This window comes from Embleya scabrispora (assembly GCF_002024165.1).
Taxonomy (GTDB): domain Bacteria; phylum Actinomycetota; class Actinomycetes; order Streptomycetales; family Streptomycetaceae; genus Embleya; species Embleya scabrispora_A.
In genome coordinates this window covers 1,391,223-1,404,600 of the sequence record NZ_MWQN01000001.1, presented here as the reverse complement: position 1 = coordinate 1,404,600, position 13,378 = coordinate 1,391,223, and the positions used below count along the sequence as shown (strand labels likewise).

Here is a 13,378-nt window from a genome sequence, read left to right as displayed (position 1 = left end):
TCAGGCCGAGAGCCCCGATCTCGCCGGCAGCGCCGCGTCGTAGCGGTCGAGGACCAACCGGGCGATCTCGGCGGTGTCCGCGACCGGTTCGGTGACCGACTCGGCACCGGCCGCCAGCGCCTGTTCGACGATGCGGTCCGGCAGGATCCCGGGCGCCAGCATGCACGACGCCACCGCGATCCGCTCGGCCCCCAGGGCGCGCAACCCCTCGACCGCGGCGGCGACCGTGGAGCCCCGGTGGACGGAGGCGAACGCGGGGACCACGGCGCACCAACCGGTACGCCGCCACTCCCGCGCGACGATGGTGGTCACCGCGTTCGCCTCCGGATCGGTGGAGCCCGCGGTGGCCAGGACGACGCCGTAACGGGCGTCTCCCGGCCGTACCCCGGCCTCGTGCATGCGCAGGTTCAAAGCGTCGAGCAACAGCGGGGACGGAGCCAGCGTGGCCGTCTGATGCACCGTCAATCCGCGCCGGCGCAGTACGTTCGGCACGTCCTGCTTGGCGTGGAAGGCCGGGGTGAACAGCAGCGGCACCGCGACCGCGGTGTCCGCTCCGGCCTCGGCCAACTCGGCCAACCGCTCCGGCACCCGCGGCCCGCAGTGGTCCAGATAGCCGATCTCCACCCGCAGCCCGGGCCGCAGCGCGCGCACCCGCGCGGCCAGGGCGGCCATCGCCGCGGCATGCCGGGGATCGCGGCTGCCGTGCGCGACGGCCAGGAGCGGGGGGGCGAGGTTCATGGCCGCTTTCCTACCGGCCCGCGACCAGGCCGCGCTGCCGCAGCACCAGACGCTCGATCGGGGTGAACACCAGCATCTCGATGCCGATGCCCACGATCAGGATCATGAACACCGCGGTCAACATCATCGGCATGTCGCCCAGGTCACGCCCCTGGTCCATCAACTGGCCCAGGCCCGAGCCCAGTTCCGGCCCGGCCGCGATCAGCTCGGCGGCCATCAGCGAGCGCCAGGAGAACGCCCAGCCCTGCTTGAGGCCGGCGATGTAGCCGGGCAGCGACGCGGGCAGCATCACGTGCCACACGCTGTTGAGCCCGCGCGCGCCGAGCACCCGACCCGCGCGCAGGTACAGCGGCGGGATCTGGTCGATGCCGGCCACCAGGCCGTTCGCGATCGAGGGCACCGCGCCGAGCAGCACCACCGCGTAGATCGCGCTGTTGTTGAGGCCGAACCAGATCACCGCCGGCGGCACCCACGCGACCGAGGGCAACGACTGCAACCCGGACAGGATCGGCCCGATCGCCGCCCGGATCCAGTTCACCCGGGCCACGATCAGGCCCAGCGGGGTGCCGATGGCGACCGCGATCAAAAAGCCCAGGATGCCCCGGGAGAGGCTGGTCCACAGGATGTCGAAGACGGTGCCCTTCTTCCACTGCACCATGAACGCGTCCCACACGTCGGCGGGGCTGGGCAGCGCGTAGCGGGGCTTGATCTCCATGGAGTAGGCGATCTGCCAGGCGGCCAGCACCAGCACGATCGCGACGACCGGCGGCAGCACCTTCTCCAGGAGCACCCGGTGCAGGGGCTTGCGCTCCTTGTCGTAGGTCTCCAGCGCGTCCAGGCCGGCTTCGAGCCCGGCGAGGTCGTCCGCGTCGGTCTCCGGGGCGGTGTCCGCCCCTGGGGCGGGCTTGGTCAGATCAGGCGCGGCCATGGCGGCGGATCTCCCCTCGCAGGTGGTCGGTGATCTCGACGGACAGATCCGATACGCCGGCCGATTCGATCCGGCGCGGCTGCGGGATGTCGATGGTCCACTCCCGGGCGATCCGACCCGGGCGCGAAGACATCAGTACGACCCGCTGGGCGAGGCGCACGGCCTCGCGCACGTTGTGCGTCACGAACACCACCGAGCGGCCGGTCTCCGCCCAGATCCGGGCCAGTTCGTCGTGCAGCACGTCGCGGGTGATCGCGTCGAGGGCGGCGAACGGCTCGTCCATCAGCAGCAGGTCGCCGGCCTGGGCCAGGGCCCGGGCCAGCGCCACCCGCTGGCGCATGCCGCCGGACAACTCGTGCACCCGCTTGCCGTACGCGCCGCCGAGTCGGACCAACTCCAGCAGTGCGTCGGCCTCGGCGCGGCGCTGCTCGCGCGGCACTCCGCGCAGCTTCAGGGCCAGTTCGATGTTCTTGCCCGCGGTCAGCCACGGGAACAGCGCGTGGTCCTGGAACATCAGCGCGGGGCGGTCGCCGGAGACCTCGATGGTGCCCGAGGTGGGCCGGTCCAGGTCGGCGATCAGGTTGAGCAGGGTGGACTTCCCGCAGCCCGACGCGCCCAGGAGGCAGACGAACTCGCCCGGGGCGACGGTCAGGTCGATGCCGTCCAGGACCGGGGTGCCGCCGCGTCGGCCGAAGACCTTGGTGACCTGGTCAAGGCGGACCGCGAAGCCGGTGTCGACAGGGGTCGTGGCCGTGGGCGTGGCCTCGCTGATGGTCTGGGTCATGTCCGGATCACCTCTCTCGGTGGCGCGTCGGGCGGGAAGTGCGCCCCGGGCACGGGGGCCCGGGGGAGAACAACGGGCGGGCTACTTCTTCGGGCCCAGTCCGGCGTCGGCGACCGCGGGCTTGCCGGCGGCGGCGAGGACCTTGTTCAAGATGGTCAGGTCGTAGATGCCGTGGATGTCGAGCTTCTTGGTCACGCCGACCGCGACGCCGTCCTCGGAGAGCTTCACCAGCGACGCGGCGAGCGGGTCGTTGGTGATGGCGATGTTCGGCCACGCCGCGTCGAGCACGTTCTGCGCGAGTGGCTTGCCCGCGAACTCGGTGATCTTGGCGTTGACCGCGGCCTTGGCCTTGTCCTGGTTGGCGACCGCCCAGTCGTTCGCGGCGACCTGACCCTTGATCAGGGCCTCGACGGTGTCCGGGTGCTCCTTGAGGAACTTGGTGGACACGATCAGGTCCGTGGTGACGAACTTGCCCTCCGGCCACAGCGTGCGCTCGTCCACGAGCACCTTGGCGTTGGCCTCGAGCACCAGGCGGGTGGCCCACGGCTCGGGCAGCCAGGCGCCGTCCAGGTCGCCCTTTTGGAACGCGGCGAGGGTCTGCGCGTTGTCGGTCGGCACCACGCTGACGTCGCCCTTGCCCGAGGTGTCCACGCTGTAGCCGTTCTTGGTCAGCCACGCGCGCAGGGCGACGTCCTGGGTGCCGCCGAGTTGCGGCGAGGCGATCTTCTTGCCCTTGAGGTCGGCGGGCCCGTTGATGTTCGGCTTGACCACCAGGGACGCGCCGCCCGAGGTGGCGCCCGCGACGATCCGCAAAAGTTCGCCGTTGGTGCTGGTGAACCCGGAGATCGAGGGGTTCGGGCCGATGTAGGTCGCGTCGATCGAACCGCCCTTGAGCGCCTCGATCGCGGCCGGACCGGCGTTGAACACCTGCGGCTTGATCTCGGTGGTGCCCAACTCCTTCGCGAAGAAGCCCTCGTTCAGCCCGATCAGGGGCGTCGCGTGGGTGACGTTGGCGAAGAAGCCGAGTCGGATCTGCGAGGCCGACGTACCCGCCTTGGCGCCGCCCGCCGTCGCCGGACCCGCGCCCGCGGCCGGCGTGTTCTTCTTGTCGTCCTTCTTGTCCGAGCCGTAGCCGCACGCGGACATGGCGAGCAGCGGCAGAAGGAGGGCGGCGGCGAAGCCGGTACGAATGGATCTGCGGCGGTATTGGCCGAAATGCGTCCCGAAAACGGACATGCGGGGACCTTCCCTCGGGCCCGCGCCGTCGGGCGCGGGCCGGGATGACGTATGTAATGGGCGACGGGCGATGCCGGAAACAGGGCTGACGGAGCGTCAAAAGCGGGTGGTCACACCCGCGTTCGGATCAGCCGGAACATCGACCCGGCGCGGCGAACGCGGCGCCGGCCATGCCGGCGGTGAGCGTCGAGCCGTCGGCCTCGTCGATCAGCAGGAAGGAACCGGTACGGCGGCCGACGGCGTAGTCGTCGAGCGCGAGCGGCTGGGCGGTGCGCAGGACCACGCGCGCGATGTCGTTGGCGCGCAGTTCGGTCGGGTGCTGCTCGTGGCCGAGTTCGCCGTCGATCGGCGCGTCCAGGTCGAGCCGGTAGGCGATGTCCTTGACGATCGCCTTGACCGTGCGGGTGGTGTGCTTGAGCAGCACCCGGTCGCCGGTGCGCAGCGGCCGGTCGGCGACGTGGCACACGGTCGCCTCCACGTCCTGGGTCGGGGTGGGCGCCTCGTCGATCGGCGCGATCAGGTCCCCGCGCGAGACGTCCACGTCGTCGGCGAGCCGCAGGGTGACCGACTCGCCCTGCCGGGCCTGCCGGACCGGGACGCCGAGCCGGTCGATGCCGGCGATCGTGGTGCGCTGCCCCGACGGCAGCACCACCACCTCGTCGTCCTCGTGGAACACGCCGGAGGCGATCTGCCCGGCGTAGCCCCGGTAGTCGCGGTACTCGTCGTCGGACTGGGGCCGCAGCACGTACTGCACGGGAAAGCGCGCGGGCTCCTGCGTCGGGTCGGTCTCGACCGGCACCGTCTCCAGGTATTCCAGCAGCGTCGGCCCGGAGAACCAGTCCATGTGCGAACTGGGGTCCACCACGTTGTCCCCGCGCAGCGCGGACACCGGGATCGAGCGCACGTCCGGCACCCCGAGCGCCTTCGCGTATGCGGTGAAGGTGTTGGCGACCTCGGCGAAGCGCTCCTCGCTGTAGTCGACCAGGTCCATCTTGTTGACCGCGAGCACCACGTGCGGCACCCGCAGCAGCGCCGCCACCGCCGCGTGCCGCCGGGTCTGTTCGACGACGCCGTTGCGCGCGTCGACCAGCACCACGGCCAGCTCCGCCGTGGAGGCGCCGGTGACCATGTTGCGCGTGTACTGCACGTGCCCCGGGGTGTCGGCGAGGATGAACCGGCGCCGGGCGGTGGCGAAGTAGCGGTAGGCGACGTCGATGGTGATGCCCTGCTCGCGCTCCGCCCGCAGGCCGTCGGTGAGCAGCGCGAGGTCGGCCTCCTCCTGGCCGCGCTCGTTGCTGACCCGGGTCACCGCCTCCAACTGGTCGCTCAGCACCGACTTCGAGTCGTGCAGCAGCCGGCCCACCAGGGTCGACTTGCCGTCGTCGACGGAGCCCGCGGTGGCCAGTCGGAGCAGGCCCACACGATCGTCGACGGCCGCGCCGGCCGTCGGGGAAATCTCGGACGTCCCACTCATGACTAGAAGTACCCCTCGCGCTTGCGGTCCTCCATCGCGGCCTCGGACATCTTGTCGTCCGCGCGCGTGGCACCTCGTTCGGTCAGCCTGCTCACCGCGATCTCGGCGATGACGTCCGCCACCGTGGCGGCGGGGGAGTCGACGGCACCGGTACAGCTCATGTCGCCGACCGTGCGGTAGCGCACCACGCGCCGCACGACCGCCTCGTCGGCCCGGGGTCCGCCCCACTCGCCGGGGGAGAGCCACATGCCGTTGCGCTCGAAGACCTCGCGCTCGTGCGAGAAGTAGATCCGCGGCAGCGCGATCTTCTCCCGCTCGATGTACTGCCACACGTCCAGCTCGGTCCAGTTCGAGATCGGGAACACCCGCACGTGCTCGCCGACGCGGTGCCGGCCGTTGTACAGCTGCCACAACTCGGGCCGCTGGCGCCGCGGGTCCCACGCGCCGAACTCGTCGCGCAGCGAGAACACCCGCTCCTTGGCCCGGGCCTTCTCCTCGTCGCGCCGGCCGCCGCCGAACACCGCGTCGAAGCGGTGCGACTCGATCGCCTCCAGGAGCGGCACCGTCTGCAGCGGGTTGCGGGTGCCGTCGGGGCGCTCGCGCAGCCGGCCGTTGTCGATGAACTCCTGCACGTTCGCCACGTGCAGCCGCAGGTGGTGCTCGGCGACCACGTTGTCGCGGTATTCGATGACCTCGGGGAAGTTGTGCCCGGTATCGACGTGCAGGAGCGCGAAGGGCACCTGCGCCGGCCAGAAGGCCTTGCGCGCCAGGTGCAGCATGACGATCGAGTCCTTGCCGCCGGAGAACAGGATGACCGGCTTCTCGAACTCGCCCGCCACCTCGCGGAAGATGTGCACGGACTCGGCTTCCAACGCGTCCAGGTGGGTCAGGGCTCCGGGTGCGGTGCCCTTGTCGATCGTCGTGGTCACGCCAACCCCTCCTTCGTCTTCGTCGAGCACGGTGCCGTGGTGCGTATCGGGCCGGTCATGCGTGGATCCCGCACTCGGTCTTGCCCAGGCCCGCCCAGCGGCCGGCGCGGGCGTCCTCGCCGGGGGCGACCCTGCGGGTGCAGGGCGCGCAGCCGATCGAGGCGTAGCCGTCCATCAGGAGCGGGTTGGTCAGCACGCCGTGCTCGGCGATGTAGGCCTCCACGTCGTCCTGGGTCCAGCGCGCGATCGGGGCGATCTTGACCTTGCGCCGACGCGCGTCCCAGGAGACGACCGGGGTGTTCGCCCGGCTCGGCGAGTCGTCCCGGCGCAGGCCCGTGGCCCACGCGCGGTAGTCGGTCAGGGCCCGCTCCAGCGGCGCCACCTTGCGCATCGCGCAACACGCGTCGGGGTCGCGATCGTGCAGCGCGGGGCCGTACTTCGCGTCCTGCTCGACGACGGTCAGCTCCGGGTGCACGGTGATCACGTTCACGTCGTAGACCGCCTCGACCGCGTCGCGCGTGCCGATCGTCTCCGGGAAGTGGTAGCCCGTGTCGAGGAAGACCACGTCCACCCCGGGGGCGACCTTCGAGGCCAGATGCGCCACCACGGCGTCCTCCATCGAGGAGGTCACGCACCAGGCCGGGCCGAACTGCTCGTGCGTCCAGGCCAGGATCTCGGACGCGGTCGCGTCCTCCAGTTCGAGCGCCGCCCGGCCGGCGAGCGCTTCGAGGTCGGTGCTCTCGGTGACGGTCATCGGCCCTCCTCGTGTGCGATCGACTGGTGCGTGTGGGTGGCGAGCGGCTCGGTGCCGGGCCCGGCGGGGCTCTGCGTCCCGTCGCCGCCATGCTTCTCGGGGCTGTGCCGGGTCGGGAAGACCAGGCCGAGGAACTTCAGCGAGAACGCCCGCCGGCAGGCCGAGCACAACCAGGTCCCGTGACCCTCCTCGTGCGGGCGCAGGTCCTCGTCGCCGCAGAAGGGGCAGTAGAACGGCACGGCCCGTTGGCCCGGCTCGGCACCGCCGGCGGCGCTCACGACAGGTCCGTGTCGGTCGCGCGCAGGGCCCACTGGGCGAAGCGCTCGCCCTCGCCGCGCTGTTCCTCGAAACGACGCAGCACCCGCTCGATGTAGTCGGCCAGTTCGGCCGAGGTCACCTTGAGGCCGCGGATCTTGCGGCCGAAGCCGGGGTCCAGGCCCAGGCCGCCGCCCAGGTGCACCTGGTAGCCCTCGACCTGCTCGCCGTTCTCGTCCAGGACCAACTGGCCCTTGAGGCCGAAGTCGGCGACCTGGATGCGCGCGCAGGCGTTCGGGCAGCCGTTGATGTTGATGGTGATGGGCTGGTCGAACTCCGGGAGCCGCTGCTCCAGTTCGTCGATCAGCGTGATCCCGCGGCCCTTGGTCTCCACGATCGCCAGCTTGCAGAACTCGATGCCGGTGCAGGCCATCGTGCCGCGCCGGAAGGGGCTCGGGTCCACCCGCAGGCCCAGCGCCTCCAGACCCTCCTTGAGCGAGGCCACCTTGTCCTCGGCGACGTCCAGGATGAGCATCTTCTGCTCGACCGTGGTGCGCACCCGGTCCGACCCGTGCCGCTCGGCCAGGTCGGCGATCTTGCCCAGCGTGGCTCCGTCCACCCGGCCCACACGCGGGGCGAAGCCGACGTAGAAGCCGCCGCCCTTTTGCGGACGCACGCCGACGTGGTCGCGCCACACCTGCGCGGGCGCGTCCGGCGCGGGGCCGTCGATCAGCTTGCGCTCCAGGTATTCGCTCTCCAGCACCTCGCGGAAGCGCTCCGGCCCCCAGTCGGCGACCAGGAACTTCAGCCGCGCGCGGTTGCGCAGCCGGCGGTAGCCGTAGTCGCGGAAGATCGAGATGACGCCCTCCCAGACCTGCGGCACCTCCTCCAGCGGCACCCAGGCGCCCAGTCGCACCGCGAGCTTGGGGTTGGTGGACAGCCCCCCGCCGACCCAGACGTCGAAGCCCGGACCGAACTCGGGGTGCACGACACCCACGAAGGAGACGTCGTTGATCTCGTGCGCGACGTCGAGCAGCGGCGACCCGGAGATGGCGGTCTTGAACTTGCGCGGCAGGTTGGAGTATTCGGGCTTGCCGATGTAGAGCCGGTTGATCTCGTCGATGGCCCAGGTGCCGTCGATGATCTCTTCCTCGGCGATGCCGGCCACCGGGGAGCCGAGCACCACGCGCGGGGTGTCGCCGCACGCCTCGGTCGTGGACAGGCCCACGCCCTCCAGGATGCGCCAGATCTGCGGGACGTCCTCGATCCGGATCCAGTGGAACTGCACGTTCTGCCGGTCGGTGATGTCGGCCGTGCCGCGCGCGAACCGCTCGGAGACCTCGGCGACGGCGCGCAGTTGGGCCAGGTTCAGCCGGCCGCCGTCGATCCGCACGCGCAGCATGAAGTATTCGTCGTCCAGCTCGTGGGGCTCCAGCACGCCGGTCTTGCCGCCGTCGATCCCGGGCTTGCGCTGCGTGTACAGGCCCCACCACCGCATGCGTCCGCGCAGGTCGTTGGGGTCGATGGAGGCGAAGCCGCGGTGGGCGTAGACGTTCTCGATGCGGGCGCGCACATTGAGACCGTCGTCGTCCTTCTTGAACTGCTCGTTGCCGTTGAGCGGTTCACGATGGCCGAGGGCCCACTGACCCTCGCCGCGATGGCGAGCGGTCTTGCGGGCGCGGGGACCGCTGCCGGCGGTGTCGGTAGTGGCGGCCATGGGGAGCGTCCTCCGGGCGGATCGGTGGGGGACGCACGGTGGGGCATCCGGCCGCACCCTCGCCGGACCGGCCGTGAGAGTCGTGGTGCCGGTGCGACCGCGCGCCCGGCAGGCTGATGCGGCGGGCGGGTCGTCAGACCGGCGAACAGACGGCGCTGGACATGCGTCCGAGGTCGACGTGGAGTCGACCTACGAGGGCAATACCGGCGCGAGACATGTCGCAAAGATTGACATGGAGCCAGATAGCCGTCCATCGGTGTCCGGGATGCGAACAGCCATCTCATATGATGAACGCCTCTGCCCAGCATATGGGATGGGGTGATCTTTCGCGGTCGGCCGCGGCATGGATCGTCGCCGCGGTTGGTTACGGTACGGGTGGTCGGATTCCGCACCCCCGGGCGGTATCACGACCCACGCACCACAGTGGACGAGGAGCTGATCGGTATGCCAGGCGAGGTTCTGGGTGTGCCTCGGCGCAGAACGCGCTCCGTTTGTGTGGTCGAGGCCGGCGCCGCGCCCCCCGCCGAGCGGCCCGAGCCGCGGCGCGAGGAGGCGGTCGAGACGCTGCGCTACGCGCTCAACGGCTTCCTGTCCGCGATCCGCGCCGACCGCGCCGGGCGGGCCGGTTCGATCGACGCCGATGCCGACGCCGCCCGCTACCGCCTGCTCGCGACGCTCGCCGACGAACTCGACCTGGACAACGACCGGCTGGGCCGGGTGCTCGGGCTGCCCCCGGCCGCGGTGCGCGACCTGCTCGACGTACACGGGCGCGAGGGCCTGGTCGAGGCGGTGCGGGCCGGGCGCGGGCGGGGCGGCTCGGTGGCTCGGCTCACCCCCGCCGGGCGGCGCGAGCTGTACCGGCTCGACGCGCTGTTCCGGGAGAGCTGGGAGAGCGCTTTCGCCGACCTTCCGGCCGAGGAACTGCGGACCGCGGCCAGGGTGCTCAGCCGGCTTTCCGGGGTGCTGATCCCGAGCCGCTGACCAGCGCGGACCGCTCCGCGCAGCGGTCCGGCGCGGCACCGCGCGCCGAGGGTGTCACACCCGGACGACGACTTGGCGAATGGCGGGCCTTCGGCCGGATACCTTAAAGGGGTGGCAGCGGACTACCAACAACGACCTCGCCTGCGAGGGGCCGGTCGCATCCGGTTGCGGAGCGCACTGTGGCGGATACTCCGCGAAACGGTGATCTCCTGCTTCAACCACCGGGTGACCGGCCTCGCCGCCGAGGCCGGGTTCTTCATGCTGCTGTCCCTGCCCCCGCTGCTGCTCGGCCTGGCCGGCACCGTCGGCTACCTGCACGGTCTGATCGGCGGCAGTACCGTCAACGACCTCAAGGCCGACATCATCAAGGCCTCCGGTTCGGTGCTCTCCGACAAGAGCATCGACCAGGTGGTCGTCCCGCTGGTCAACGACGTCTTCGACGCCGGCCGCGCGGACATCGTCTCGGCCGGCTTCCTGATCGCGCTGTGGTCCGGCTCGCGGGCGCTCAACGTCTACGTCGACACCATCACGATCATGTACGGCCTGTCCGGCAAGCGCGGCATCGTGCGCACCCGCCTGTTGTCCTTCACGTTGTACGTGGTCGGGCTGCTGCTCGGCATGTTCCTGATCCCGCTGCTGGTGGCCGGCCCGGAGCTGGTGGTCAAGGCGTTCCCGCACTTCGAGGGAACGGTGCACATCCTCTATTGGCCCGTCCTGGTGGTGCTCTCGGTCTGCTTCCTGACCTCGCTCTACCACGTGTCGGTACCGGTGCGAACGCCGTGGCGCGAGGACATACCGGGGGCGCTGGTCGCGCTGCTGCTGTGCATCGTGGGCAGCTTCCTGCTCCGGGTATACCTGGCCACCACCATCGACGGGCCCACCGTCTACGGCTCGCTCGCGGCCCCGGTCGCGGTGATGGTGTGGATGTACTTCGCGGCCATGGCGGTGTTGATCGGCGCCGCCGTCAACGCCGCGATCGACCAGGTGTGGCCGAGCCAGGAGACCGCACAGGCCCGCGCGGAGCGGGACAAGGAGAAGGCCGCCGAGGAGATCGCCGCCGCGATGGAGCACCTGCGCTCGGGGCGGCACCGGGGCACTCCCGGCGACTGGACGCCCGCGGGCGAGCACGACGAGATGGAGGACACCGTCATCCACGGCGAACTCCCCGACCTCGGCGAGCCGCCGTCGGAGTTCCCCGAGCGCTGGGCGATCCACGCGCGCGACGCCAAACGCGGCGACGCGGGCACGGTCAACGGCCGGGCCAACGGCGCCCGGCGGGCGGGCGAGCCGCAGAACCGCATGCCGTCCCGGCCGCCGCGCCCGCCGGGGCCGCCGCCCACCAACGGCCAGCCGCCCGGCCTGCACATGCCCGCGGGCCAGGAGTTGCCCGGCCTGCCGCTGGACGACACCGCGTGGCCGCCGCGCCCGACCCGACCGGTGGTCGGCGAGCAGGAACACGCTCGACGCGAGCGTCCGTGATGGCCTAGGATTTTCCGAGCGGCCCACGGGCCGCGGCAAGCGGTGCCCGGAGCGCGGCCCAGAGCCGCACGAGACAGGTGGGAGGTGGATGTCGTGACCACGACCTTGATGACGGTCGCCCGGACGGGCTGGACCTCATATCCCACCCCCATTCCCAGGACCCGCACCGCGTAGCCGCACCACGTCGTTCGTCGTGACGGCGCGCAGGTCGGCGGATCCGCCCCTCGAAGGGCCACCGGCTTGTCTTCCCAAAAGCACACCCGTTCCTCCTCTTCTTCCCTCCCGACCTCCGACGTGCTCGCCGCCTATGGCTGGGACGCGGAGCGGGACAGTGAATTCGCCCCCTACCTCGGGCACGGCCTGATCCCCGGCCGGATCGCCCGGGTGGACCGCTCGTTGTGCGAGGTGGTCACCGCCGACGGCACCGTGCGTGCCGCGCACGGCGGCGGCGACCTGCCCTGCACCGGCGACTGGGCGGTCCTGGACATCCCCGACGACGGTCGCGAACCGTTCGTCGCCGCGCTGTTGACCCGGCGTACGTCCCTGGTGCGCTCGCAGGCGTCCGGGCGCTCGGCGGGTCAGGTCCTCGCGGTCAACGTCGACCTGATCGGCGCCGTCGTCCCGCTGGACACGCCGCCCGACCTCGGCCGGCTGGAGCGGTTGCTCACCCTCGCGTGGGAGAGCGGCGCCCGGCCGCTGGTCATCCTCACCAAGGCCGACCTCGCGGCCGACGCCGACGATCTGCGCGCGGACGTCGAGGCGGTCGCGATGGGCGTCGACGTGGTCGTCGCCAGCACCGTCACCGGTGCGGGCCTGGACGTCCTGGACGCGTACACCGCCGGGCGGACGGTCGCCCTGATCGGCACCTCCGGCGCGGGCAAGTCCACCCTCGCCAACGCGCTCGCGGGCACCGAGGTGACCGCGGTCCAGGCGGTGCGCGGCGACGGCAAGGGCCGACACACCACCACTTGGCGCGAGTTGGTGCCGCTGCCCAACGGCGGTGTGCTCGTGGACACCCCGGGGATGCGCGGGGTGGGCATGTACGACGTCGGCGAGGGGCTGGACCGCACCTTCTCCGACATCGACGCACTGGTGGCCGACTGCCGGTTCGCCGACTGCACGCACGACAGCGAACCGGGCTGCGCCGTGCTCGCCGCGATCGAGGCGGGCGAACTCCCGCAGCGCCGTCTGGACAGCTATCGCAAGCTGCTTCGGGAGGCCCGGTGGATGGCCTCGCGCGAGGACCACCGCATCCGGGCCGAACGCGCCCGGGAGTGGAAGATGATCCACAAGGAGATGCGCCGCTCGCCGTCGCCGAAGAAGTGACCCCGGGTCGGGGCGGGCGCGGGCCCGCCCCGACCGCCGGTCAGCGCGGTCGCCGAGCAGGCCGCGCGGCCGGTACCGGGTCGTAGCCGCCGTTGCCGGGCCGGCAGCGCAGCAGTCGGCGAGCGGTCAGGTATGTACCGCGGAGCGCGCCGTGGCGGTGCAGCGCCCGTTTGCCGTAGGTCGAACAGGTGGGCGTGAAGGTACAACACGGCGCGGTCTTCGGGCTGATCTCGGCGCGGTAGCGGTCGACGGCGGCACCGAGGCGGCGGGCGGGCGAGCCGGCGCGCGGGCGGAGCAGGCTCGTGAGCGTGATCCACATCAGGCGGAGCGAGAGCAGGTTGAGCAGGCAGGGGTCGCAGCCGCAGCCGTCGCCTCCACCGCTGCCGCCGCGACCGCCACCTCCGCCGCGGCCGCCGCCTCCTCCTCCTCCTCCTCCTCCTCCTCCGCCACCGCCACCTCCGCCGAAGCAGCCGCCGCCCCCGCCGCCGCCCCCGCCGCCGCCACCTCCACCGGAGCCGCCTGCGCCGTCGCCTCCGCCGCCGCCCCCGGGCAGGTCGCCCAGGCTCTCGCCGGCGCCCTCGGCGAGGTCCTCGCGCCGCTCGCGCCGGCGGCGGGCCTCCTCCTCCTGTTCGAGGCGGCGACGGCGCTCCTCGGGCGTCTCGTCGCTCGGGCCCGTCGCCCCCGCGAAGAGGGGATGCGGTTCGGGCGGCGGCTGGGTCATGGTGGTGCTCCCCCGTGTTCCGGATCTATGTTCGGGGCAATCTATCGGGACCCGTT

At 71.7% G+C, this 13,378-nt stretch carries 13 protein-coding genes and 1 pseudogene; 3 read left to right on the top strand and 11 right to left on the bottom strand.

Going from position 1 to position 13,378, the window contains the following annotated elements; genetic code table 11:
- The 10 genes and pseudogenes from B4N89_RS06210 to B4N89_RS53325 form a co-directional block, all read right to left on the bottom strand.
- Positions 1-738 carry a sirohydrochlorin chelatase gene (locus tag B4N89_RS06210; protein ID WP_078974862.1) on the bottom strand — a complete coding sequence of 246 codons (738 nt, stop codon included), beginning with the start codon at positions 736-738 and terminating at the stop codon, positions 1-3.
- Between the two features lie 10 nt (positions 739-748).
- Positions 749-1,666, bottom strand: a complete 918-nt coding sequence (locus B4N89_RS06205) for an ABC transporter permease (protein ID WP_078974861.1) — start codon at positions 1,664-1,666, stop codon at positions 749-751.
- Entirely contained in the window at positions 1,653-2,450 is a 798-nt protein-coding gene (locus B4N89_RS06200) for an ABC transporter ATP-binding protein (protein WP_078974860.1), read from the bottom strand. Before B4N89_RS06200 ends, B4N89_RS06205 begins: the two co-directional genes overlap by 14 nt.
- A gap of 81 nt (positions 2,451-2,531) precedes the next feature.
- On the bottom strand, positions 2,532-3,596 hold the full coding sequence (locus B4N89_RS06195) for an ABC transporter substrate-binding protein (protein ID WP_201260960.1): 1,065 nt from the start codon (positions 3,594-3,596) through the stop codon (positions 2,532-2,534).
- 217 nt (positions 3,597-3,813) lie between these two features.
- The gene (locus tag B4N89_RS06190) at positions 3,814-5,160 is read right to left on the bottom strand and encodes a sulfate adenylyltransferase subunit 1 (RefSeq protein ID WP_078974858.1); all 1,347 of its coding nucleotides are present in this window, start codon (positions 5,158-5,160) and stop codon (positions 3,814-3,816) included.
- Positions 5,161-5,162: 2 nt separating this feature from the next.
- Positions 5,163-6,089 (bottom strand): sulfate adenylyltransferase subunit CysD, encoded by a 927-nt coding sequence (cysD, locus tag B4N89_RS06185; protein WP_078974857.1) that lies wholly within the window; start codon positions 6,087-6,089, stop codon positions 5,163-5,165.
- 55 nt (positions 6,090-6,144) lie between these two features.
- Positions 6,145-6,843, bottom strand: coding sequence for a phosphoadenylyl-sulfate reductase (locus tag B4N89_RS06180; RefSeq protein ID WP_078974856.1), 699 nt, complete (start codon positions 6,841-6,843; stop codon positions 6,145-6,147).
- 83 nt (positions 6,844-6,926) lie between these two features.
- Positions 6,927-7,121: pseudogene (locus tag B4N89_RS06175) on the bottom strand (hypothetical protein); the annotation flags it as partial.
- The gene (locus tag B4N89_RS06170) at positions 7,118-8,815 is read right to left on the bottom strand and encodes a nitrite/sulfite reductase (RefSeq protein WP_078974854.1); all 1,698 of its coding nucleotides are present in this window, start codon (positions 8,813-8,815) and stop codon (positions 7,118-7,120) included. The gene B4N89_RS06170 and the pseudogene B4N89_RS06175, both read right to left, overlap by 4 nt.
- Positions 8,816-8,948: 133 nt before the next feature.
- Positions 8,949-9,032, bottom strand: coding sequence for a putative leader peptide (locus tag B4N89_RS53325; protein ID WP_355541009.1), 84 nt, complete (start codon positions 9,030-9,032; stop codon positions 8,949-8,951).
- Positions 9,033-9,259: 227 nt separating this feature from the next.
- Between B4N89_RS53325 and B4N89_RS06165 the strand changes: the two genes are divergently transcribed.
- The 3 genes from B4N89_RS06165 to rsgA all read left to right on the top strand — a co-directional run bounded on the left by B4N89_RS06165 (position 9,260) and on the right by rsgA (position 12,601).
- Positions 9,260-9,796 (top strand): MarR family winged helix-turn-helix transcriptional regulator, encoded by a 537-nt coding sequence (locus tag B4N89_RS06165; protein WP_143657866.1) that lies wholly within the window; start codon positions 9,260-9,262, stop codon positions 9,794-9,796.
- Between the two features lie 111 nt (positions 9,797-9,907).
- Entirely contained in the window at positions 9,908-11,275 is a 1,368-nt protein-coding gene (locus tag B4N89_RS06160) for a YihY/virulence factor BrkB family protein (RefSeq protein ID WP_235618490.1), read from the top strand.
- Positions 11,276-11,515: 240 nt separating this feature from the next.
- Entirely contained in the window at positions 11,516-12,601 is a 1,086-nt protein-coding gene (rsgA, locus tag B4N89_RS06155; RefSeq protein ID WP_078974851.1) for a ribosome small subunit-dependent GTPase A, read from the top strand.
- A 40-nt stretch (positions 12,602-12,641) separates the two neighbouring features.
- Here rsgA and yidD read toward each other — a convergent pair whose 3' ends face one another.
- Complete coding sequence (gene yidD / locus B4N89_RS51205) at positions 12,642-13,322, bottom strand: membrane protein insertion efficiency factor YidD (protein ID WP_078974850.1); 681 nt, start codon at positions 13,320-13,322, stop codon at positions 12,642-12,644.
- Between the last annotated feature and the right edge of the window lie 56 nt (positions 13,323-13,378).